Raw genomic sequence first — 20,683 nt, 5'->3', positions numbered from 1 at the left:
GAAGTCCTCAGCGCAGTTGCGCGTCCACCTCGTCGAAGTAGTCCTTGGGCACGAGCACCTCGCGGGCCTTTCCGCCCTGGCCGCTCGAGACCAGCCCTTCGGCCTCCATCATGTCCACAAGGCGCGCCGCACGGCTGAAGCCGATGCGGAGTCGCCGCTGCAGGTAGCTGATCGACGCCTGCGCGCTCGACACCACGATCCGCGCCGCCTCGTCGTAGAGGTCGTCCTTCTCGAATCCGCCCGCCATCGTCTCGCCCGACTTCTCCTCGTCGGTGATCGATCGGTCGTATGACGGCTGGCCCTGCTTGCGCAGGAAGCTCGCCAGTCGCGCGCTCTCCTGCTCCGAGATGTAGGCGCCATGCAGGCGCATGACGCGCGAGGACGCAGGCGGCAGGAAGAGCATGTCGCCCTTGCCGAGCAACTGCTCCGCGCCGTTGGCGTCCAGGATCGTCCGTGAGTCGACCTTGGACGACACGCGGAAGGAGATGCGCGACGGCATATTCGCCTTGATCAGGCCGGTGATGACGTCCACCGATGGCCGCTGGGTCGCGAGGATCAGGTGGATGCCCACCGCGCGTGCCATCTGCGCGAGCCGGCAGATGGATTGCTCGACTTCGCTCGAGGCCACCATCATCAGGTCCGCGAGTTCGTCGATGACGACGACGACAAACGGCAGTGGCTTGAGGGCTTCGCCGGTTTTCGAGTCGGTCCGCACCTCGCCGGCGTCGATCGACGCCTTGAGGTTGCGGTTGAACTGCTCGATGTTGCGGACCCCGAACGCGGCCAGCGTCTTGTAGCGCTCTTCCATCTCCCGCACAGCCCAGCGCAGGGCATTGGCCGCGAGCTTGGGCTCGACCACGACCGGCGTGAGCAGGTGCGGAATGTCCTCGTACATGCCGAGTTCGAGGCGCTTCGGGTCGATCATGATGAAGCGCACCTGATCCGGCGTGGCGCGGTAGAGGATGCTCGTCAGCATCGCGTTGAGCCCGACCGACTTGCCCGTGCCGGTCGAACCGGCGATGAGCAGGTGCGGCATCGTCGCCAGGTCGCTGACGTAGGGCTCGCCGTGGATGGTCTTGCCGAGCGCGATCGCGAGCTTGGAACTGGATTTCCGGTACGGCTCAGACTCCAGCAGTTCCCGCAGCGAGATCGATTCGCGAACGGGGTTGGGGATCTGGATACCGACCGTGCTCTTGCCGGGAATGCGGTCGATCAGCACCGACTCGGCGCGCATGGCCAGCGAGAGATCCTCGGAGAGTCCGGTGATCTTGCTGTACTTCACGCCCGCATCGGGCTTGAACTCGTAGGTGGTCACGACCGGGCCCGGCAGGATCTGGACGACGGCGCCCTCGACCGAGAACTCGCGGCACTTGTCCTCGAGCTGTCGCGCCGAATCCATCAACTCCCGCTCGTCGACCTTGCGCTCGGCCTGGGCCGGGTCGAGCAGGGCAAGCGGTGGCAGCGTGTAGCCCCCGGCCTTGCGCTCTGCTGGCGCCTTCAATTCGGACTCGTGCTCGGGCAGGGACGTCGGCGTCGATGAGGGTGCCACGCGCACGGGCGGTTTGGGGCGCACGGCCGGCATCTCGGCGGCGATACGCGCCGGAGACGGCCCGACGCCGGCCACGGAAGCCGCGGTGGCCGTAGCCCGGTCCGGCCTGGCCGCCGCAGCGGGCGTGGAAGCCGTCGGTGAGGTCGCTGGCGTCGGCTGGCGCCTGGCCGGGGTGACGTCCGCGGCGTCCCCGTCGGTGCGCGGCTTGATCGCCTTGAGGTCCTCCGGCGTCGCATCGCGGCCGAGTCGCTTGCGCACGACTTCACGCCGCTGTTCCTCGCGTCGCTTCACCTCGCGGCGTGCCTTCATTTCCTCGGTGAATGTGCTGACGCGCACGCGGATTCTTTCGGCCGCGGCGGCGGCGAGCGCGCTCAGCGAGACCTGGGTCGTGAGGATGAACCCGAGCAGGCCGAGCGACAGGATGACGATCGCACCGCCGGTGCGATTGAGATACTGCACGGCGAGTTCGGAGAGGATCGCTCCGAGGTGCCCACCTGCGGGCACGGACGCGTCGCCGGCACGCGGTGCGTCACCCGCGAGGCCAAGCAACGCGGAGACGCAGAGCAGGAGCACGACGGCGCCGATCGACTTGGTGTAGCCGGCCGGCAGGCTCCGGCACCAGAAGTAGTGATAGCCGGCCACGATCAAGACGACCGGAATCAGGAACGACGCATAGCCGAGCAACTGGAACGACGACTCGGCGATGAAGGCGCCGAACGTGCCGGCGAAGTTGGCCGCCTGCTTCGGTGGGCCCGCGTAGAAGAACCACGCGGGATCGCCGGGGGTGTAACTGGCCAGCGCGACGAACCACAGCAGGGCGCCGAAGAACAGCGCCACGCCCAGCGCCTCGCTGGCACGTCGTGACATCACGGATGCCGACATCAGATCTCCATCACCACGGGCACGATGAGCGGGCGCCGCCCCGCCTTGCGCCGCAGCACACGCTGCAACTCGGACCGCACGCGTTCGCGCAGCAGCCCCACATCTGTTCGTTCCTCGATCGGCGCGGCGCGCACGGCATCCCGAATCATCGCGGTGGCGTCACGCAGCAAGGCCTCCGACGCCTCGTCGACGACGAACCCGCGCGTGATGATCTCGAACGTGCCAGCAAGCTCACCGGTCTGCATGTTCACGGCGAGCATCGGCACGATCAGGCCGTCGCCCGCGAGGTGCTTGCGATCGCGCAGCACCTCGTCGGCGACCTCGCCGGTCCGCGTGCCGTCGATGAGCCGCCTGCCGACTTCGGCGCGACCCTCGATGGCGGCGCCCTCGCCGTCGAAGCGCAGCACGTCGCCGTTGTCGATCACCAGGATCTCGGTACCACGCGACACGGTCTGCGCGACCCGGGCATGACGTGCGAGCTGGCGATACTCGCCATGGATCGGGACGAAGTACTTCGGCCGGACCAACGAGTGCATCAGCTTCAGTTCCTCCACATGTCCGTGCCCGGAGACATGAATGTGCTTCTGGCCCTCGTAGATCACGTCGGCGCCGCGCAGCGCGAGGTGGTTCATCACCCGGCCGATCGCCCGTTCGTTGCCCGGGATGGCGCGTGCCGAGAACACGACCACGTCGTCATCGTCCACCTTCACGAACCGGTGGTCGTCGATCGCGATGCGCGACAGGGCAGCCGCCGGTTCGCCCTGCGACCCGGTCGTGATGCAGACCACGTCGCTGCCGGGGAAGTTCCGGACCTCGCTGTCGCGAATCTGCACGCCGGAGGGGATACGCAGCAATCCCAGGCGCTGCGCGGTTTCCGAGTTGTCGATCACGCCACGGCCCACGAAGGCGACGTTGCGATCGAACTGCGCCGCGAGATCCACGAGGATCTGCATGCGGTGGATGCTCGAGGCGAACATCGCCACGACGATCTTGCCGGCCGTGGACGTGAAGATCTCCTCGAAGCCGTCGATGACGTCGCGTTCCGAGCCGGCGACGCCGGGCCGGTCGACGTTGGTGCTGTCGGCAAACAGCGCCAGTACGCCTTGTTGACCGAGTTCGGCCAGGCGCGGCAGGTCCGTCGTCTCGGCATCGAGCGGCGTGTGGTCGATCTTGAAATCGCCGGTGTGGACCAGTACGCCAGCCGGCGTGTGGATGGCCAGCGCCAGGCAGTCCGGCATGCTGTGCGTGACGCGCAGGCACTCGATGGTGAACGGCCCCACCTGCACGCGTTCGCGAGGCGCCACCGGTTTGAGCCGTCCACGGACGTCGATGCTGTGCTGTTCGAGGCGATTTTCCACCAGCGCCAGCGCCAGTCGCGAACCGTAGACCGGGCCTTCGACCAGCGGCATCAGGTACGGCAGCCCGCCGATGTGATCCTCGTGGCCGTGCGTGAGGAAGACGGCGGCCACCTTGTGGCCCAGGCCCTCGAGGTAGGCCAGGTCGGGCACGACCAGGTCGACGCCGGGCAGATCGGGCTCTGCGAACATCACGCCGGCATCGACAACGATCGTCGTGTCTCCACACGTGATCGCCATCGTGTTCATGCCGAATTCGCGCAGGCCGCCAAGCGGCACCACGTCGACCGGCAGCGCCAGCGTCGTCTCGGGCACGATCATCTTTATCGAAGCTTCCCAGGGCCGGCAATACGCCGACAACACCTCCGAGCGCAGCGAAAGGCCACGTCGGTCCTGCACACGTGCTGCGCCACCAGCACCGGTCGAGGCGGGGGACCGGCGCAGCGGACACGGACAGCCGACCGGCCTGGCGGGCGCCAGCGTCGGCTGTGAGAATCCAGACCCACTGGGTTGGGCTGGATCCGCTAAGTCCTACAGCGGACAACAAGATAACACGGGAACGGCGGCTACCTTCGGGCCGCAGCGGCCAGGCGCGCGAACTCCTCGAGCGACAACGTCTCGGCGCGCCGCTGTCCGTCGATGCCGGCCTCGGCGAGCCACGCCTTCGCGTCGGCGCCTTCCCCCCTGGCCAGCGCTTGCAGCGTGGTCCCCAGCATCTTCCTGCGCTGGGTGAACACGTGCCGGACGATGGCGTCGAAGCGGGCTTGGTCCGCGATGGTCACCCGGTCGGCACGGAAGCCGATACGGACGACCGCAGAATGGACCCTGGGGGGCGGGCGGAATGCCCCCGGCGGAAGCACGAAGGCACGGCTCACGTCGGCCTGCAAGGCCATCGCGATCGCCAGCGGCCCGTAATCGCCCGTGCCCGGGACGGCGATCAAGCGGTCAGCCACTTCCTTCTGAAGCATCAGGACGGCATCGGCGACGCGTCCCTCCCGGGCGTGGCGCAACAGGCGACCGAGCACCGGCGTCGAGATGTTGTAGGGCAGGTTGGCGGCGACGCGATACGGGCGGTCTCCCTCGAACCATGTCTCGGGAGGCACATCGAGGAAGTCGCCTTCGTGCACGTGGACGCGGGGCAGTGCGCGGGCCCGCAACTCGGCCACGAGGTCGCGATCGATCTCCACGGCATGAACGACCGCGCCGGCCCGCGCGATCGGGACGGTCAACTGGCCGCGGCCGGGGCCGATTTCGAGGAAGACGTCACCAGGCTGCGGGGCGATGGCGGCGACGACCTTGTCGACCCACGGGCGCTCGAGGAAGTGCTGCCCGAATCGCTTGCGCGCCTGTCCTGTCCGCCGAAGCCCTGGCGAAGGCGGAACCACTAGTCGTGATCTCCGTCCTGCTCGGCCCAGAAGTGCTCCTCGACCTCCTGGATCTCCTCCTCCGACATGCCGAAGTAATGCCCGATCTCGTGGATCAGCGTCTCGGCGACCATGGCCACGAGGTCGTCCTCGTTGATCGCGTCCTCCTCGTGCGGCCCCTGGTAGAGGACGATCTGATCGGGCTCGCGATTGCCGTCGTCCCATTGCCGCTCGGTGATGGGCGTGCCGAGATAGAGACCATAGAGCGTGTCGGGTGCCTCGATCTCCATCTCCTCGAGGAGCGTGGCTGGCGGGTACTCCTCGACGATGATCGCAATGTTGCGCATCGCGTCCCGGAAGTTCTCGGGAATCAGCGTCAGCGCCTCCTCGATCAATGTCGCGAACTCGTCTCGGGTCATTTCTTGACGGCCTTCGTCCGTCGGCCTTCCGCCTTCGCGGCGTTGCCGCTTCGGCGCGACGAGTCCGCCTTCGCGGCGTTGCCGCTTCGGCGCGACGAGCCAGCCTGCGGGTTCGTCGTCGTTCGCTTGATGGCGTTCCCGATCGTTGGGCGCGGAGCCTTATCAGACCGCTGCGATCCCGGCGCGTTGCGCGAAGGTGGCCGAGCCCGGCCCGCAGGCCTGCCTGTGGGTGGCGCACCGAGGTCGAGTGGCGCAATCCCTCCGGTCTTGAACGGGTAGCGACACACATCGGCGACGAAGCACTCGCCGCAGAGCGGCCGCGGCCGGCAGATGCGCCGGCCGTGCAGGATCAGCGCGTCGGACATGCGCGTCCAGTCGGATGCGGGCAGCGCCGCGCAGAGGTCGCGTTCCACACCTTCGGGCGTGGTCTCGAAGGTCAGGCCGATGCGTTCGGTGACGCGCAGCACATGGCGATCGACGGGGAGTCCCGGCACGCCGAGCGCGTGGCCGAGCACGACGTTGGCGGTCTTCCTCCCGACGCCCGGCAACGTCGTCAGGGTGTCCATGGTCGCCGGCACGTCGCCGCCATGCTCCGCGACGAGCCGCTGCGAGAGCGTGACGATGGCCCTGGACTTGACGCGGAAGAACCCGGTGGCGTGGATGATCGGCTCGACATCGGCTGGATCCGCGACGGCCAGCGCGCGCGCATCGGGATACAGCGCAAAAAGGGCCGGCGTCGTCTCGTTCACGCGCCGGTCGGTGGATTGCGCCGACAGCACGGTCGCGATCAGCAGTTCGAAGGCGTTGCGGTAGGCGAGTTCGGTGTCCGGCGTCGGGTAGTGGCGGAGCAGACGCTCCAGCACGGCCGCGGCCGGCACGAGGGTCGGCGCGCCTTTAGGGGCACGGGGCACGGGGCATATTAACGCCTAACGCCTAACGCTTAACGACTGATGCCTCATGCCTCATGCCTGACGCATACGCGCCAGGCCGAAGGCCAGTCCCGAATCCCGAGTCCCAGTCGCGAAGGCAGGCCCCACCTCGGCGACCTGACTGAAGTGTCGGGACGCGTGCCGCACCCGACGGGCTTCGTGGACGTCGTCCTGAAGCGGACCGGCGACGCGCTCGAGGCAACGGTGACACTGCCGGACGGCGTGAGCGGCGATCTGTTCTGGAAAGGGAAGCGTTACCCGTTGCAGGCCGGGTCGCAGAAGGTATCGATCAGGTAGGGACCGCTCTCCGAGCGGTCCATCTCCGCAGCCGCCGGACTCGCCGATGGAGAGTGGTGGATGCCACGGAGAGAGAGGTGGACGCCTCGGAGAGGCGTCCCTACCTTACAGGTTCCCCTTTTTCATTTCGTCGAGTATGTAGTCGCACGACCGCACGGTCAGCGCCATGATCGTCAGGGTCGGGTTCTGGCAGGCGATCGACGGGAAGCCGGCGCCGTCGGTGACAAACAGGTTCTTCACCTCGTGCGCCTGCTGGAACTGATTGAGCACCGACGACTTCGCGTCCGGGCCCATGCGGGCCGTGCCGACTTCGTGGATACCATAGCCTGGCGCTTGCTGCTCGTTGAGGCGGATTTGGATGCGCGTGCCGCCCAGGGCGTCGAGCATCTCTGCGGCCTGCAAGGCCATGTCGCGGCGCAGGGCGAGTTGGTTGTCGTGCCACCGCATGGACACGCGCAGCCGGGATTCCCCATGTATCCACCACGTCGCGATCGATCGAGACCTCATTGTCCGCGTACGGCAGGCATTCGCCGAAGCCGCCGAAGTTGAAGGTGGTGGCGGTGTCGCGCACGGTCGCCTTGTAGGCCGCGCCGAAGCCAGGCGCGTTGCCGCGCAGGCCGGTGCTGCCGCCGCCCTGGTAGCCATAGCCGCGCAGGAAATCCTTCGCAGCAGGCTGGCCCGGCAGGTTGCGGAAGCGCATCAGGTAGATCCCGTTCGGCCGTCGTGGGCTGTCGGGGCCCATCACGGTACCGGCCAGGTCGGGGAACTCCGCCGATGCGCCGCCGCCGCTGATGTGATCCATCAAGTACTTGCCCAGCACGCCGCTGCCATTGGCAAGTCCGCCCTCGCGGCTGTTCAGCAGGATGCGAGTGGACTCGAGGGCCTGCGCGGCCATCACCACCACCCTCGCGTACACCTCGCGTACCTGGCGCGTCGAACGGTCGATGTAGCTGACGCCTCGCGCCTTGCCCGTCGCCGGATCGACGATGACCTGGTGGACCATCGCGCCGGTGACGAGGGTCGTGCGCCCAGTGCGAAGCGCATCGGCCACCGTCGTGAAGGCACTGTTGAAGTACGAGTGCGTGGCGCACCCCTGCTCGCAGGGCCCGCAATAGTGGCAGGCGGACCGTCCGTTGATGGGCCTGGTGAGGTTGGCAGAGCGACCCAGCGTCATCGTCCGGCCAAACTGCGTCCGCAACCGCCGGCGAACCGCGTGCTCGATGCACGACATTCCCATCGGCGGGTGGAACCTGCCGTCGGGCACGACGGCATCGGCGCCTTCGTTGATGCCGGTGATGCCGACGTATTCGTCGACGATGTCGTAGTACGGCGCGAGATCGGCGTAGGACAGCGGCCAGTCGACGCCATGGCCGTCCCGGCTCGCCGCCTTGAAGTCGATGTCACCGAGACGGTAGCTCTGGCGCCCCCACACATTCGTGCGACCGCCGACCACGCGCATCCGGCCCATCCACGCGAAGGGCTTGTCGTCAGGCGTGGTGTACGGCTCGTCGATGTCGTTCGCGAACCAGTCGTAGTTCCACTCACGACAGGCGTAGCAGTCCTTCTGCTTCGGACGCGTCCGGCGGATCACCTCGTCGGCACGATTGCGATAGGGCAGGGAGGACGCCGGAACGTGCTCCTTGTAGTCGGCATCGGTCAGGGCTCGCCCGGCCTCGAGCATGCAGACCTGCAGGCCGGACTCGCTCAGGCGCTTCGCGGCCCAGCCGCCGGATGCGCCGGCCCGACGACTACGGCATCGAACGTCTGTCCGGCCACCTGGGCGGAACTCGTCATTCGCAGCTCCTGCATGTGCCTGGTGAGTGCCGCCGCCGGTAGGGCCCGTTCGCCGAACGCGGCCTTCAGATAAAGGGCCGGGCTCGGAGAGCCGGCCCTACCATCGAGCCCTCGATCGTCCGATTCCGATTCCCGGTTCCCGATCCGCGATCTAGATCGTCCCGGCCTTCATCTGTTCCATCAGGTGGTCGCAGGAGCGCACGGTCAGCGCCATGATGGTCAACGTCGGGTTCTGGCAGCCGCCGGACACGAAGCCGCTCGCATCGGTCACCAGAAGGTTACCGATGTCATGCGTCTGCTGGAACTGGTTGAGGACCGAGTTCTTCGGGTCGGCGCCCATCCGGGCGACGCCCATCTCGTGGATGCCGTAGCCCGGTACGCGATCGAGGAAGAAGAACGGACGGATGTTCCTGGCGCCGGCAGCCTCGAGCATCTCGGCCGCGGCGTAGCCCATGTCCGGGATCATCTTCTGCTCGTTCTCCTTCCACGCCATGGAAATGCGCAGCACGGGGATCCCGAACGTGTCGACGACGTTCGGGTCGATCGACACCTGGTTGTCCTCGTAGGGCAGCACCTCGCCGAAGCCGGAGAAGGCAAACTGCGTCACGCTGGAGTTGGCCACCGCCTCCTTGTAGTCGCGGCCGAAGCCGGACACGCCGTAGTTGAAATTGCTCGCACCGCCGCCCTGGTAGCCGTAGCCGCGCAGGAAGTCCTTGTGCTTCGGCTCGCCGGGACGGTTGCGGAAGCGGATGACGTAGGTGCCATTCGGACGGTTCGGACCGTTCACGCTCGGCTTCTGCGCGTAATCGGGAAACTCGCCGCTCGCGCCACCGGCGACCCACGTGTGGTCCATCAGGTACTTGCCGAGGACACCGCTGCTGTTGGCCAGGCCACCCTCGCGGCTGTTCAACAGGATCCGCGACGACTCGAGCGCCTGCGCCGCCAGGATCACCACGCGGGCGTTGACTTCCTTCAACTGCCGCGTGTTCCGGTCGATGTAGGAGACGCCGCGGGCCTTCTTGCCCGAAGCGTCCATCAGGACCTGGTACACCATCGCGTTCTGGATGAGGGTGCACTTGCCGGTCTTGATGGCGTCGGCAACGGTGGTGAACGCGGAGTTGAAGTACGAATGCGTCGCGCATCCGCGCTCGCACGGGCCGCAATAGTGGCAGGGCGCGCGGCCGTTGATCGGCCTGGTGATGTTGGCGGCGCGGCCAATCGTCAGCGTCCGGTTGAAGCTCTTCCTGATGACGTTGCGGACGTGGTGCTCGGCGCAGTTGAGTCCCATCGGCGGGTGGAACTTGCTGTCGGGCAGCATCGGGTCCTGCTCGGGCATGCCCGAGATGCCGACGTACTCCTCGACCATGTCGTAGTACGACTCGAGGTCCTTGTAGGCAATGGGCCAGTCGATCCCATGGCCGTCGCTGCTCGCGGCCTTGAAGTCGTTGTCGCTGAAGCGATAGCTCTGGCGTCCCCAGATGTTCGTGCGGCCGCCGATGATGCGGGTGCGTCCCTGCCACGAGAACGGCTTGCCCTGCGCGGTGGTATAGGGCTCCTCGTTGTCGTTGACGAACCACTCGTAGTTGTACTCGGTGCAGGCGTAGCAGTCCTTCTGCCTGGCGCGGGTTTCGCGGATGCGGTCGTCGGCGCGGTTGCGGTACTCGAGCGTGTATGCCGGCGCGTGCTCCTTGTAGTCGGCATCTGTGAGCGCCCGGCCGGCATCGAGCAGCACGACGTTGATGCCCGCCTCCGAGAGCCGTTTGGCGGCCCAACCGCCCGAGGCGCCTGATCCGACCACGATCACATCGAACGTCTGACCCGCTTGATCACGCGAGGCTTGCGCCACTGCACCACTCCTGGCTGAAAAGGACGACGAGGCGCAGCATAGTCATTGGTTCGCACATGGGTCAAATAGTCGATCACGCAATGCCGGAATGCTGCGAATGCCGCAATGTCGAACGCAGGCTGCCGGCTGGCGCAACCCGGCGCTACCTTTGGACGATGAGCGCCGTGTGCAACGCCCAACCGATTTCGAGTTCCACGATTCCCGGCTCGATACCCGATACCCGATACCCGATACCCGATACCCGATACCCGATACCCGGTATCCGTTACCCGGTACCCGGAACCCTTGTGCTATCGTTCGCGAAACCTCGACTGAAGGAGTGCTCGCGCATGAAGGAAGGTCGCACGCTGCCCGTCATCCAACCCGCGCCTGACGCAGGGCTGTCGCGGCGCGCCGCGCTGCAGTCGCTGGCCGCGGGTCTCGGCGCATCGATAGCGGTGCCCGGCCTTGCCGAGGCCAGCGATCACCCCGTCCACAAGCACGTCGCTGCCGTCGCCGAGCAGACCAGGAAGCCCGGGGCCGCCGGCAAGCCGGCGCCCGCCTACAAGCCGACGACGTTGGACGCGCACCAGTTCGCAACCGTGGTCGTGCTCTCGGAGTTGATCGTTCCCGGGGCGAAGGCGTCCGGCTCGCCGGAGTTCCTCGACAAGCTGCTCACGGTGGAGTCAGCCGAAACCCGGCGCCGGTTCATCTCCGCGCTCGGTGCCTTCGAAGGTGCGGCCCTCAAGTCGAAGCAGAAGCCGTTCAAGGACCTCACCGAGGCCGACCAGATCGCCTTGCTCACCGAGGCGTCGACCGGGCAGCCGAGCCGGTCGCCCGTGTTCTGGAAGAAGGGTGATCCCATCCCGGTGCCGGCGCCGGCGGCCGGCCCGATGACCCTGCGCGACCACTTCGACCACATCAAGGGGTGGGTGTCGGGGATCTACTTCGCGTCCGAGCCCGGGCTCAAGGAACTCGGATACACGGGCAACGTGTTCCACGAGAAGTATCCCGACTGCGAGCACGACGGAAAGCACGCATAGGTCCTGCGTTTCAAGTCTCAAATCTCAAGTCTCACGTGAACCCTGAGCCCTGAGACCTGAGACCTGAGGCGCTTTCCTCAACTCGCCCGGGGCCGGCGCGCCAGCGACCCCCTGGCGAGGGCGCGGAAGTTGCGCGCCGTACGCAGTCCCTCCAGGCGGCGCGACGATGACTGGTCGTGGCTCGGCACTCCGAACAGGCTGAGCTGCGGCCCATCCGCGGTCAGGCCACTGGCTACCACGCTCACGCGCACCGGTGGATCACCGAACTTCCACAGACGCGCGGCCAGCGTACGGGCCACCGGGGCGAGGTCGGCGCGCTGGCGCGTGGACTCGCGCAGCGTGAAACCGCGACCGCGGAAGCGCTGGTCTACGCCCATGACGCGTACGGTCAGTGCGTGTGCGAACGCGCCAATCTGCGCGAGCCCCTGCGACAACTGGTCCGCCAGGTGCTCGGCGGCCAACTGCACATCCTCGGAACTGACCTGGTGGGTGAGGGGCAGCACCCGCGTCAGCGTCCGCGGTAGTGCGGTTCCGGCCAGCGCACGCGGTGCCTCGGCCCGCGCCGAACGCCACGCGGTCGCCCAGCCCGCACCGATCGCGGCTTCGGCCTCGTGCCCAGCCATCGCTGCGAGGGCGCCAATCGTGGTGACGCCTCGTTCGGCAAGGCGCTCGCGCGCGGCGGCAGAGAGCGGGGGCAGCCAGCAGAGGTCGAGCGGCGCGAGGAAGCGTTCGTCGTAGCCCGGCAGTACCTGGAGCAGGCCCGACGGCGCGACCAGCGCGGCGGCGACGCTCGCAGCCACCTCCGTGTCGGCCAACCCGGCCGCCGAGCCAAGCCCCAGTTCGTCGCGGATGGCGCGCTGCATGGCGTCGGCAGCCGCGGCCAGCGAGCCCGACTTCACCGCGCTCGCGGCAACGACCGCGCGGTCGATGGCCACCCAGTCCACTTCCGCGCACCAGCGCCGCACCAGTTCGTCCAGTTGCGACGCGGCCTCGGCATACCGGTCCAGGATGCCCGGCACGAAACGGGCGTGCGGAACCAGTAGCGCCCCCTCCCGCAAGCTGATGCCCGGCCGTACGCCTGCGGCACGCGCCACCCGGCAGGCCGCGACGACCTGGCCCGGGCCGTCGGCGGCGCCGCCGACGATCAACGGATGTGTCGGCGCCAGGCCTTCCCAACGTCGTTCGACGTCGACGACGAAATCCGGCAGGACGAGGGTGAGGAGCGTGGCCACGTGTGTTGCCTTCCGTTCAGACGCTGTCGCGCAAAGAAAAGGCGAAGCTGATCGAGCTGAATGGGGCGCGTCGCCATGCCCCGAACGGGGAAGTGACGCGCCTGGCCGTCGTCGTCTGACAGGGGAGGGGCGCCTTACAGGACAGCGGCCCTTGCTGACGGTGAAAAAGGGACGAGGAAGAGGGAAGAAGTCACTTGTCCCTCTTTCCTTGTCCTCGTTCCCTCTTTCGCATGCTAGTGGACCGGTTCGCCCGACCAGCCGGGGGCACCCTGCTTCTGCGACTCCGTGAAGGCGCGCATGTGTTCCTGAAGCGCCGCGATCATCGTCGGGATGAACGGCACGGGCACGACGATCTTCGCCTTCACCGGAGCGGGCACGGCATGGTCGCGTTCGGCGGCCTGGACGTCCTGGGGCGACAACGGTTGCACCTCGCAGAACGTCAACGTGAAGTCGAACGGCGTGTTGGCCACCGCGCAGAAGTTCGCGTAGACGCGCGGGACGTCGGGCGTGTCGGCCGGCACGATCGTGAAGTTGATCTGGCGGGACTCGGGAGGCTGGCTCATGCCGTCAGTATCGCCGCATCACGCCGATCACCACTCCCTGCACCTGCACGTCGGCCGCCGCCACCACGATCGGCGCCATCGTCGGATTGGCGGGCTGCAGCCGCACCTGGTCCTGCTCCTTGTAGAACTTCTTCAAGGTGACGTCGGACCCGGCCAGCAACGCGATCACCATCTCGCCATTGGCGGCGGTCTTCCGATCCTCGACGATGACGAAGTCGCCGTCGCGGATCTGTTCGTCAATCATCGAGTCGCCCTTGACGCGCAGGACGTAGGTGTCGCGCTTGCCGACCAGCGCTTCGGGGACGGTGATGGTCTCGGTACTGGTGATGGCCTCGATCGGCCGCCCCGCCGCGACGTACCCGAGCAGCGGCAATTCGAGCGCACGTCCGCCGATACGTGCGGGGATGAGCTCGACCGAGCGACTCCGGTTCCAGGCGCGCTTGATGAAACCCTTGTCCTGCAGGTTGGTGAGGTGCTTGTGCACGGTGGCCAGCGACGACAGCCCGAAGCGCCGGCCGACTTCCTCGAGGCTCGGGGCGTACCCGTGCTGCTGGATGAAGTCGTTGAGGTAGTCGAGGATTTCGCGCTGACGTTTGGTGAGCGGCTGCACGATGGTCACTCCAGGAGGCACGGTCGCGTCAGCCCGACACTGGGCGTCTGCGTCGATGCCGGCGAGCGTATGCAAATAAAAAGCGAAAGTCAAGCGCCCCGGCCAAAGGCCCGATGCTAGACTCCAAAGTCTCAGTGCCCCTGATGCAGAGACCGTCGCTTTCGCCTCGTAACGCCGGGTTTTTGTCGCACTTCGTGGCGGCCTTCGCGATTGTCGCCGGCGCGGTAACGACGTCGCCGGCGGTGCTGCCGAGCGTCGTGTTCGCGGCATCGGCCAGCGTCGTCCAGAACGGCACTGCTGCCGCCGATCGCATGCAGCAGAAGCTCGAGGCGATCGTGCGCTTCGGAGCGATCCCGCGCCTCGAGACACAGAGCACCGTGATCGAGGAGGGCGAGGTCAACGCATATCTCGAGCACTACCTGCGGGCGGAGATTCCGCCGGGGATTTCGACGCCCGTGCTGCGCATCCTCGCCGACAACCGGCTGAGTGCAACCGCGACCTTCGATCTGGAGGTGATGAATGCCAGCCGGCCACCCAGCGAGGGCTTCGATCCGTTGCGCATGCTGACGGGCAGCCTGCCCGCGAAGGTGACCGGGCGGCTCGTCACCGAGAACGGCAGTGGCCGGTTCGAACTCGAGTCGGCCGAACTGGGTGGCATCCCATTGCCGCGCGTGCTCGTCTCGCAGCTGGTCTCGCGCTATAGCGTGTCGCCCGACGAACCCAACGGCATCGACCTCGACGCGCCTTTCGACCTGCCCTCGTCGATTCGCGAGATCCGGGTCGAGCCCGGCCAGGTGACCGTGCTGCAGTGACCGCGGCCGATCCGCTCCAGGCCCCGCTCGGCGATCTGACCGGCGTCGGGCCGACTCGCGCCGCCGCGCTGGCGTCGGCGGGGCTGCGCACGCTCGAGGACCTGCTGCTCCGGTTCCCGCTCCGCTATGAAGATCGTGGGCACATCGTCGCCATCGCCACGCTGCGACCGGGCACGGCCACGATCGCAGGCGAAGTCGTCGACGCTCAGATCAAGCCCACGCGTCGTCCCCGCTTCACGGTCTTCGAGGTGACGGTACGCGATGCCACCGGCTCGGCGCGCGCCGTCTTCTTCAACCAGCGCTTCCTCGCGCAGGTCTTCCGGCCCGGCCAGCAGGTGGTGCTGCACGGCAAGGTCGAGTGGACGAGCCTCGGTCCGCAGTTCCAGTCGCCGCAGTATGAATTCGTCGACCTCACCAGCGTCGACGAGGGCGACAGTGTCCACACCGGCCGCATCGTCCCGATCTACGAGCGCATCGGCCCACTGACGCCGAAGCTGCAGCGTGATCTCGTCGCCCGCGCGCTCGATCGCCTGCCCGAGGTGATTACCGATCCGCTACCCATCGAGGTGCGCCGTGCACGCGGCCTGCCTACGCGCCGCGAGGCGCTGCTCGATACGCACTTTCCCCCCGAGGGCACGAGCGTGGACACGCTGAATGCGTTCCGTACGCCGGCACAAGTGCGGCTGATCCTCGAGGAGTTCGTGCTGTTCCAGCTCGCGCTCGCCGACCAGCGGGCGCGCGTTGTCACCACCGCGAAGCCGCATCGCGTGCTCGTCTCGGACGAAATCCGGACGCTGGCCCGGCGCGTGCTGCCGTTCGTGCTGACGCCCGGCCAGAAGCAGGCGCTGCGTGAGATCGTCGAGGACCTGCAACGCCCGACGGCGATGAATCGCCTCCTGCAGGGCGACGTCGGCGCCGGCAAGACCATCGTCGCGTTGCTCGCCGCGATCGTGGCGATGGCCAACGGCCTGCAGGTCGTGCTGATGGCCCCGACCGAACTCCTCGCCGAGCAGCACGCGCGTACCGTGGCCTCGCGGCTGGACGGCACGCCCTTTCGTTCGGTCCTGCTTACGGGCAGCCAGCGCAGCGTCGCGCGTCGCGACGCGCTCGCCGCGATTGCGTCGGGACAGGCGCAACTGGTCGTCGGCACGCATGCCGTTCTCGAGGACCCCGCGCTCTTCAATCGTCTCGGCCTCGTGATCATCGACGAACAGCACCGCTTCGGCGTCGGTCAGCGTGCCCGATTGCGGGGCAAGGGCCGGCTTCCCGACGTTCTGGTCATGACGGCCACGCCGATTCCCCGCACACTGGCACTGACGGCGTACGGCGACCTGGACGTCTCCGTGATTCGCGACCTGCCGCCGGGGCGTCAGCCGGTGCGCACCACCGCCCGTCCCGAGGAGCGTCGAAACGAGGCCTATGCGTTCGTGCGCGAGCAGGTCGCCGAAGGCCGGCAGGCCTACGTCGTGCTGCCGATCATCGAGGACAGCGACAAGATCGACGTGCGTGCCGCCGTCAGCATGGAAGAGGCCTTGCGTGACGGGGCCCTGGCCGGACTGCGTATCGGCCTGCTGCACGGCAAGCTGAAGGCCGCCGAGAAGCAGACGGTGATGCAGGCATTCGTCGCGCACGACGTCGACGTGCTCGTCAGCACCACGGTGATCGAAGTCGGCGTCGATGTCCCGAACGCGAGCGTCATGGTGGTCGAGCACGCCGAGCGATTCGGCCTGGCGCAACTGCATCAACTGCGCGGGCGGGTGGGACGAGGCGCCGCGCAGAGTTATTGCGTGCTGCTGTTTGACCGGCCTCTGAGCGAGGAGGCCCGCGAGCGCCTCAAGGCGATGACCGACACGACCGACGGCTTCGTGATCGCGGAGCGCGACCTGGCGATCCGTGGCCCTGGCGACATGTTCGGGACGCGACAGGCGGGGCTGCCGACGTTGCGCATCGGCGACCTCGCCCGGGACCAGGATCTGATGGCGGACGCGCACGAGATCGCGCGCGGTCTCGTCGCCGAGGTACCCGACGATGCGTTGCCTCGCCGCCTGGCGCGGGCGGCATGGGCTGGCCGGTTCAACCTGGCGCAGGTCGGCTGATGCGCGTGATCGCGGGCGCGTTGAAGGGACGGGTGCTGCAGACGCCGGCGTGGGAGGGTCTCCGTCCGACGTCCGATCGGTTGCGCGAGACGCTCTTCAACATCCTGGCGCCACGCATCGAGGGCGTCAGTTTCCTCGACGTCTGCGCCGGCACCGGCGCCGTCGGCATCGAAGCGTTGAGCCGCGGTGCGGCGTCGGTCACCTTCGTCGAAGAAGACCGCCGCGCCCTGGCGCTGATCGAGGTCAACCTGGGACACTGCGAGGTACGCGAAGGCTATACTATCGAGCGTCGCAACGCGCTTGCGCGCGCGGCGGTGTTCGCTGGCGGACCCTTCGACATCGTGTTCCTCGATCCTCCGTACGCGCAGCGATCCCTCGAGCCCTGGCTCCACCTGGGGGCCGCCCATCTGGCGCCTGGCGGGATCGTCATCCTCGAGCACGCGTCGCGGCTCGAGGCGCCCGCAGCGGCCGATGGTCTCGCGGTGTCGCGTCGCCTGCGGCAGGGCGACAGCGCCCTGACCTTTTACGCTCCCGGCACAGCCGGACCGGAGGCCTGAGTGAGCGAAGCACGTGTCGCCCTCGTCGCCGGGTCGTTCGACCCGATCACGAACGGGCATCTCGACGTGATCCAGCGCGCCCACCGCCTGTTCGGACGCGTGGTTGTCGCCGTGCTCGTCAATCCGGGCAAGTCACCGATGCTGTCGCTCGACGAGCGGCTTGCCGTCATCCACGACACGGTCGCTGGCATTGCCGGCATCGACGTCGTTGCCTTCGAGGGTCTGCTGGTCGAGGCGGCAGTGACGCATGGCGCGACGGTCGTCGTGCGTGGACTGCGATCGGTGACCGACTACGAGCACGAGTGGCCGATGGCGAGGATGAATGCCAGGCTGTTGCCCGGTCTCGAAACGGTGTACGTCTCCGCCTCGGCGGAATGGGCGCACGTGAGCTCGAGCCTCGTGCGACAGATTCATGCGCTTGGTGGCGCGATCGATGCGTTCGTGCCGCCGGCCGTGCTCACGCACCTCGGACGCCGTGACCAGGCCGACGGCAAGACTTGAAATTTGAACGTTGAAATGCGGAATTTCACATTCGAACCGTCAAATTGTAAGGATTGCTGACGTATGCTCGCCGCACGCACCACCCGCATCTCGTCCTCACCGACCATGAAGGGACTCATCGCCGCGGAGCGCCTCCGCGCGGCCGGCGTGAACGTGGTGGATCTCAGTGCGGGTGAGCCCGACTTCCCGACGCCCGAGCACGTCAAGGACGCGGCGCACGCCGCCATCGCGGCCAACTACACCAAGTACACCCCGAACTCCGGGTCGACCGAGATCAAGCAGGCGATTGTCGGACGCTACCGCGCCGACTACGGCGTCGAGTACGACGTGAGCGAGGTCATCGTCTGCGCCGGCGGCAAGCAGGCGCTGCTCAATGGCGCGTTGGTCGTGTTCGACCCCGGCGACGAGGTGATCACGCACACGCCCGGGTGGCCGACGCTCGTGGAGCAGATCAAGCTGGCCGATGCCTCGCCGGTCATCGTGCGGACGTCGCCCGAGGACGGCTTCGCGGTGCGGGCGCAGCCGTTTCTCGACGCGATCACGCCGCGGACCAAGGCCATCGTGATCAATTCGCCGGCCAACCCGACCGGTGCGTTGATGACCGAAGCGGAGATGATTCGGCTTGCCGACGTCGCGGCGCCGCGCGGCATCTGGATCATCCTCGACCTGTGCTATGAGAGGCTGATTTACGACCCTGTCGCCCACAACCTGCCGCGGGTGCTTGGCGAAAGGATGCGCGATCGGACGATCCTGGCCGGGTCGGCGTCCAAGGCCTACGCGATGACGGGCTGGCGCTGTGGCTGGCTCCTGGCCACAAGAGAAGTGGTGGCCGCGTGCAATGCGATCCAGAGCCACTGCACGAGCAACGTCTGCTCGATCACGCAGAAGGCGGTCGTGGCCGCGCTCACCGGGCCGCAGCAGTGCGTGACCGACATGCTCGACGAGTACCGTCGTCGACGGGACCTGATCCAGGCGCGCGTCGTCCAGGATCCACGGTTCTCGTGCCTCACGCCGGCGGGCGCGTTCTACCTGTTTGTCGACGTCTCGGCATTTCTGTCGCCGGAGCGACTGCGCACCAGCGCCGACTTCTGCCAGGCGTTGCTCGAGCAGCAGCATGTAGTCGTCACGGCCGGCGAGGCGTTCGACGCACCCGGCTTCTTGCGCATCTCCTACGCCGCCTCCATCGAGACGCTCGCGGAAGCGGCGCGCCGCCTGCACGCCTTCATCGCCGACGTGGATGCGGGGAAATACTCGGCACGCGTCACGTCGTAGACAGGTCTCACGCCGTGTTCCGTGCTCCGTGCTCCGTGCTCCGTGAGCCGTGAGCCTGAGCCCTGAGCCCCGAGCCCTGAGCCCTGAGCCCTGAGCCCTGAGCCCTGAGCCCTGAGACAACACGGTCCGTGACCATGTCCAGCAACCGTCCGTATGGCGACGTGAACGAGGCCTTCCTCGACATCCTGCGCGACGTCGTCGGCAGTGAGCACGTACGCACCGACGAGGAGGCACGCACCACCTATGGCGCGGATGCATTGAAGAAGGGACATCCGGCCGACGTGGTGGTGTGGCCGGGCTCGACCGAGGAGGTGGCGGGCGTGCTGCGCGCCTGTTCGTCGTACCGGGTTCCGGTCGTGCCGCGCGGTGCAGGCACGGGGTATACGGGCGGGGCCGTGCCCTCGTTCGGTGGCGTGGTCCTTTCGCTGCAACGCCTCGACAAGATCCTCGAGATCGACGAGCGCAACCTGCTCGCCGTGGCCGAGTGCCATGTCGTCACCGGCGACCTGCAGAAGGCGGTCGAGGCCGTGGGCCTGTTCTATCCACCCGACCCGGCGAGTCTCTCGACGTCGACCATCGGCGGCAATGTGGCCGAGTGCGCCGGCGGGCCACGTGCCTTCAAGTACGGTGTCACCAAGCGCTACGTCCTCGGGCTCGAGGCCGTGCTGCCGTCCGGGGAAATCATCCACACTGGCGGCAAGAGCGTGAAGAACGTGGTCGGCTACGACCTCACGCAATTGCTGGTCGGGTCGGAAGGGACGCTGGCGGTGATCACGAAGGTGATCGTGCGACTGGTGCCGCTGCCGCCGACGCAGGTCACGCTGCGCGCGACCTTCACGACGATCCGCGCGGCGGTGGACGCGGTGGTCGACCTGGTTCGCGCCAGGGTCGTGCCGTCGGCGCTCGAGTTGATCGACGGCGATTCGCTGGATGCCGTGGCCACCAGTCTCGAGACGCGGGCGCTGGCGCCAGCGGGCACCGGCGCCCTGCTGCTGCTCGAGGTGGACGGGCTCGCCGAGGCGGTGGAGGAAGAAGGGCGGCGAGTCGAACAGGCCTGCCGCGACGCCGGAGCGACCGAGGTGCTGGTCGCGCGCGACCAGGCGACGCGCGAAGAACTGTGGCGCGTCAGGCGGGCCCTGTCACTGTCGCTGAAGGTGCTGGCGCCGCTGAAGATCAATCACGACGTGGTCGTACCGAAGGGCCGTGTCCCGGAACTGTTCGACCTGATCGCGCGGCTGCGGGCGACGTCGCCTGGGGTCCGCATTCCAAGCTTCGGGCACGTCGGCGACGGCAACATCCACGTCAACCTCATGCTCGACCCGGCCGATCCGGTGGCCGTCGCTTCGGCCCGGGCCGCGGAGCGCGCGCTGTTTGAGGGCGTCGTCGCCCTGGAAGGGTCGATCAGCGGCGAGCACGGCATCGGCTTCTCGAAATTGCCGTTCGTGCCGCTCGAACTGTCGTGGATCGAGATCAGTCTCCAGCGCCGCATCAAGGCCGCCTTCGATCCGCTGAACATCCTCAATCCGGGGAAGATGTTTCCCGAATAATGGAAATTGCAGAATTTCAGAATTGCAGAATTTCAT

18 protein-coding genes and 1 pseudogene are annotated in these 20,683 nt (G+C 67.5%); 8 read left to right on the top strand and 11 right to left on the bottom strand.

From position 1 onward, the window contains the following. Nucleotides 1-7: 7 nt before the first annotated feature. The 5 genes from LuPra_RS18530 to nth form a co-directional block, all read right to left on the bottom strand. Nucleotides 8-2,431 carry a DNA translocase FtsK gene (locus LuPra_RS18530; protein WP_110172121.1) on the bottom strand — a complete coding sequence of 808 codons (2,424 nt, stop codon included), beginning with the start codon at nt 2,429-2,431 and terminating at the stop codon, nt 8-10. After that, nucleotides 2,431-4,101: a ribonuclease J gene (locus tag LuPra_RS18525; RefSeq protein ID WP_157899374.1), complete on the bottom strand. Its 1,671-nt coding sequence runs from the start codon at nt 4,099-4,101 to the stop codon at nt 2,431-2,433. Before LuPra_RS18525 ends, LuPra_RS18530 begins: the two co-directional genes overlap by 1 nt. 251 nt (nt 4,102-4,352) lie before the next feature. Beyond that, nucleotides 4,353-5,171 (bottom strand): 16S rRNA (adenine(1518)-N(6)/adenine(1519)-N(6))-dimethyltransferase RsmA, encoded by an 819-nt coding sequence (gene rsmA / locus LuPra_RS18520; RefSeq protein ID WP_157899373.1) that lies wholly within the window; start codon nt 5,169-5,171, stop codon nt 4,353-4,355. Continuing rightward, the gene (locus tag LuPra_RS18515; protein ID WP_110172119.1) at nt 5,171-5,569 is read right to left on the bottom strand and encodes a metallopeptidase family protein; all 399 of its coding nucleotides are present in this window, start codon (nt 5,567-5,569) and stop codon (nt 5,171-5,173) included. The genes rsmA and LuPra_RS18515 overlap by 1 nt, the downstream gene beginning before the upstream one ends. After that, nucleotides 5,566-6,480 carry an endonuclease III gene (nth, locus tag LuPra_RS18510; protein WP_234800458.1) on the bottom strand — a complete coding sequence of 305 codons (915 nt, stop codon included), beginning with the start codon at nt 6,478-6,480 and terminating at the stop codon, nt 5,566-5,568. Before nth ends, LuPra_RS18515 begins: the two co-directional genes overlap by 4 nt. Before the next feature lie 144 nt (nt 6,481-6,624). Between nth and LuPra_RS32030 the strand changes: the two genes are divergently transcribed. Next, the gene (locus LuPra_RS32030; protein WP_157899372.1) at nt 6,625-6,795 is read left to right on the top strand and encodes a hypothetical protein; all 171 of its coding nucleotides are present in this window, start codon (nt 6,625-6,627) and stop codon (nt 6,793-6,795) included. A gap of 105 nt (nt 6,796-6,900) precedes the next feature. Here the strand turns inward: LuPra_RS32030 and LuPra_RS34560 are convergent, their stop codons facing one another. From LuPra_RS34560 to LuPra_RS18495, 3 genes and pseudogenes are all read right to left on the bottom strand, one after another. Continuing rightward, entirely contained in the window at nt 6,901-7,242 is a 342-nt protein-coding gene (locus tag LuPra_RS34560) for a GMC family oxidoreductase (RefSeq protein ID WP_234800952.1), read from the bottom strand. 403 nt (nt 7,243-7,645) lie between these two features. Beyond that, nucleotides 7,646-8,254, bottom strand: a pseudogene (locus tag LuPra_RS34555) (GMC family oxidoreductase N-terminal domain-containing protein); the annotation flags it as partial. Between the two features lie 486 nt (nt 8,255-8,740). Further along, on the bottom strand, nt 8,741-10,435 hold the full coding sequence (locus LuPra_RS18495; RefSeq protein ID WP_110172116.1) for a GMC oxidoreductase: 1,695 nt from the start codon (nt 10,433-10,435) through the stop codon (nt 8,741-8,743). Between the two features lie 329 nt (nt 10,436-10,764). Here LuPra_RS18495 and LuPra_RS18490 point away from each other — a divergent pair, with 329 nt between their 5' ends. Next, nucleotides 10,765-11,457 (top strand): gluconate 2-dehydrogenase subunit 3 family protein, encoded by a 693-nt coding sequence (locus tag LuPra_RS18490; protein ID WP_157899371.1) that lies wholly within the window; start codon nt 10,765-10,767, stop codon nt 11,455-11,457. 77 nt (nt 11,458-11,534) lie between these two features. On the opposite strand, the gene LuPra_RS18485 is transcribed toward LuPra_RS18490, so the two are convergent. From LuPra_RS18485 to lexA, 3 genes are all read right to left on the bottom strand, one after another. Next, nucleotides 11,535-12,689 carry a DNA polymerase Y family protein gene (locus tag LuPra_RS18485; protein ID WP_110172114.1) on the bottom strand — a complete coding sequence of 385 codons (1,155 nt, stop codon included), beginning with the start codon at nt 12,687-12,689 and terminating at the stop codon, nt 11,535-11,537. Between the two features lie 233 nt (nt 12,690-12,922). Next, nucleotides 12,923-13,252: a DUF3467 domain-containing protein gene (locus LuPra_RS18480; protein WP_110172113.1), complete on the bottom strand. Its 330-nt coding sequence runs from the start codon at nt 13,250-13,252 to the stop codon at nt 12,923-12,925. A 4-nt stretch (nt 13,253-13,256) separates the two neighbouring features. Then, nucleotides 13,257-13,862: a transcriptional repressor LexA gene (gene lexA / locus LuPra_RS18475; protein WP_234800457.1), complete on the bottom strand. Its 606-nt coding sequence runs from the start codon at nt 13,860-13,862 to the stop codon at nt 13,257-13,259. 143 nt (nt 13,863-14,005) lie between these two features. Between lexA and LuPra_RS18470 the strand changes: the two genes are divergently transcribed. From LuPra_RS18470 to LuPra_RS18445, 6 genes are all read left to right on the top strand, one after another. Next, on the top strand, nt 14,006-14,674 hold the full coding sequence (locus tag LuPra_RS18470) for a hypothetical protein (protein ID WP_234800456.1): 669 nt from the start codon (nt 14,006-14,008) through the stop codon (nt 14,672-14,674). Then, complete coding sequence (gene recG, locus LuPra_RS18465; RefSeq protein ID WP_110172110.1) at nt 14,671-16,770, top strand: ATP-dependent DNA helicase RecG; 2,100 nt, start codon at nt 14,671-14,673, stop codon at nt 16,768-16,770. Before LuPra_RS18470 ends, recG begins: the two co-directional genes overlap by 4 nt. Then, a complete protein-coding gene (rsmD, locus tag LuPra_RS18460; protein ID WP_110174763.1) occupies nt 16,770-17,327 on the top strand; it encodes a 16S rRNA (guanine(966)-N(2))-methyltransferase RsmD in 558 nt (185 codons plus the stop codon). The genes recG and rsmD overlap by 1 nt, the downstream gene beginning before the upstream one ends. Then, nucleotides 17,328-17,828: a pantetheine-phosphate adenylyltransferase gene (gene coaD / locus LuPra_RS18455; protein ID WP_110172109.1), complete on the top strand. Its 501-nt coding sequence runs from the start codon at nt 17,328-17,330 to the stop codon at nt 17,826-17,828. It abuts the gene before it with no gap. 63 nt (nt 17,829-17,891) lie between these two features. Then, entirely contained in the window at nt 17,892-19,100 is a 1,209-nt protein-coding gene (locus LuPra_RS18450) for a pyridoxal phosphate-dependent aminotransferase (protein ID WP_110172108.1), read from the top strand. A 134-nt stretch (nt 19,101-19,234) separates the two neighbouring features. Continuing rightward, on the top strand, nt 19,235-20,647 hold the full coding sequence (locus LuPra_RS18445; RefSeq protein WP_110172107.1) for an FAD-binding oxidoreductase: 1,413 nt from the start codon (nt 19,235-19,237) through the stop codon (nt 20,645-20,647). Nucleotides 20,648-20,683: the final 36 nt, after the last annotated feature.

Origin of the sequence: Luteitalea pratensis (assembly GCF_001618865.1) — a bacterium.
GTDB classification, from domain to species: domain Bacteria; phylum Acidobacteriota; class Vicinamibacteria; order Vicinamibacterales; family Vicinamibacteraceae; genus Luteitalea; species Luteitalea pratensis.
Note: the sequence above shows the minus strand (reverse complement) of the source record. Positions and strands in the feature narration are given on the sequence as shown.

Bases quoted from the DNA above. Each gene is read 5' to 3' on its own strand.
- LuPra_RS18530 (WP_110172121.1), bottom strand. From the start codon at position 2,431: ATGTCGGCATCCGTGATGTCACGACGTGCCAGCGAGGCGCTGGGCGTG.
- LuPra_RS18515 (WP_110172119.1), bottom strand. From the start codon at position 5,569: ATGACCCGAGACGAGTTCGCGACATTGATCGAGGAGGCGCTGACGCTG.
- LuPra_RS34560 (WP_234800952.1), bottom strand. From the start codon at position 7,242: ATGCGGTGGCACGACAACCAACTCGCCCTGCGCCGCGACATGGCCTTG.
- LuPra_RS18490 (WP_157899371.1), top strand. From the start codon at position 10,765: ATGAAGGAAGGTCGCACGCTGCCCGTCATCCAACCCGCGCCTGACGCA.
- LuPra_RS18480 (WP_110172113.1), bottom strand. From the start codon at position 13,252: ATGAGCCAGCCTCCCGAGTCCCGCCAGATCAACTTCACGATCGTGCCG.
- LuPra_RS18470 (WP_234800456.1), top strand. From the start codon at position 14,006: ATGCAGAGACCGTCGCTTTCGCCTCGTAACGCCGGGTTTTTGTCGCAC.
- rsmD (WP_110174763.1), top strand. From the start codon at position 16,770: ATGCGCGTGATCGCGGGCGCGTTGAAGGGACGGGTGCTGCAGACGCCG.
- LuPra_RS18450 (WP_110172108.1), top strand. From the start codon at position 17,892: ATGCTCGCCGCACGCACCACCCGCATCTCGTCCTCACCGACCATGAAG.
- LuPra_RS18445 (WP_110172107.1), top strand. From the start codon at position 19,235: ATGTCCAGCAACCGTCCGTATGGCGACGTGAACGAGGCCTTCCTCGAC.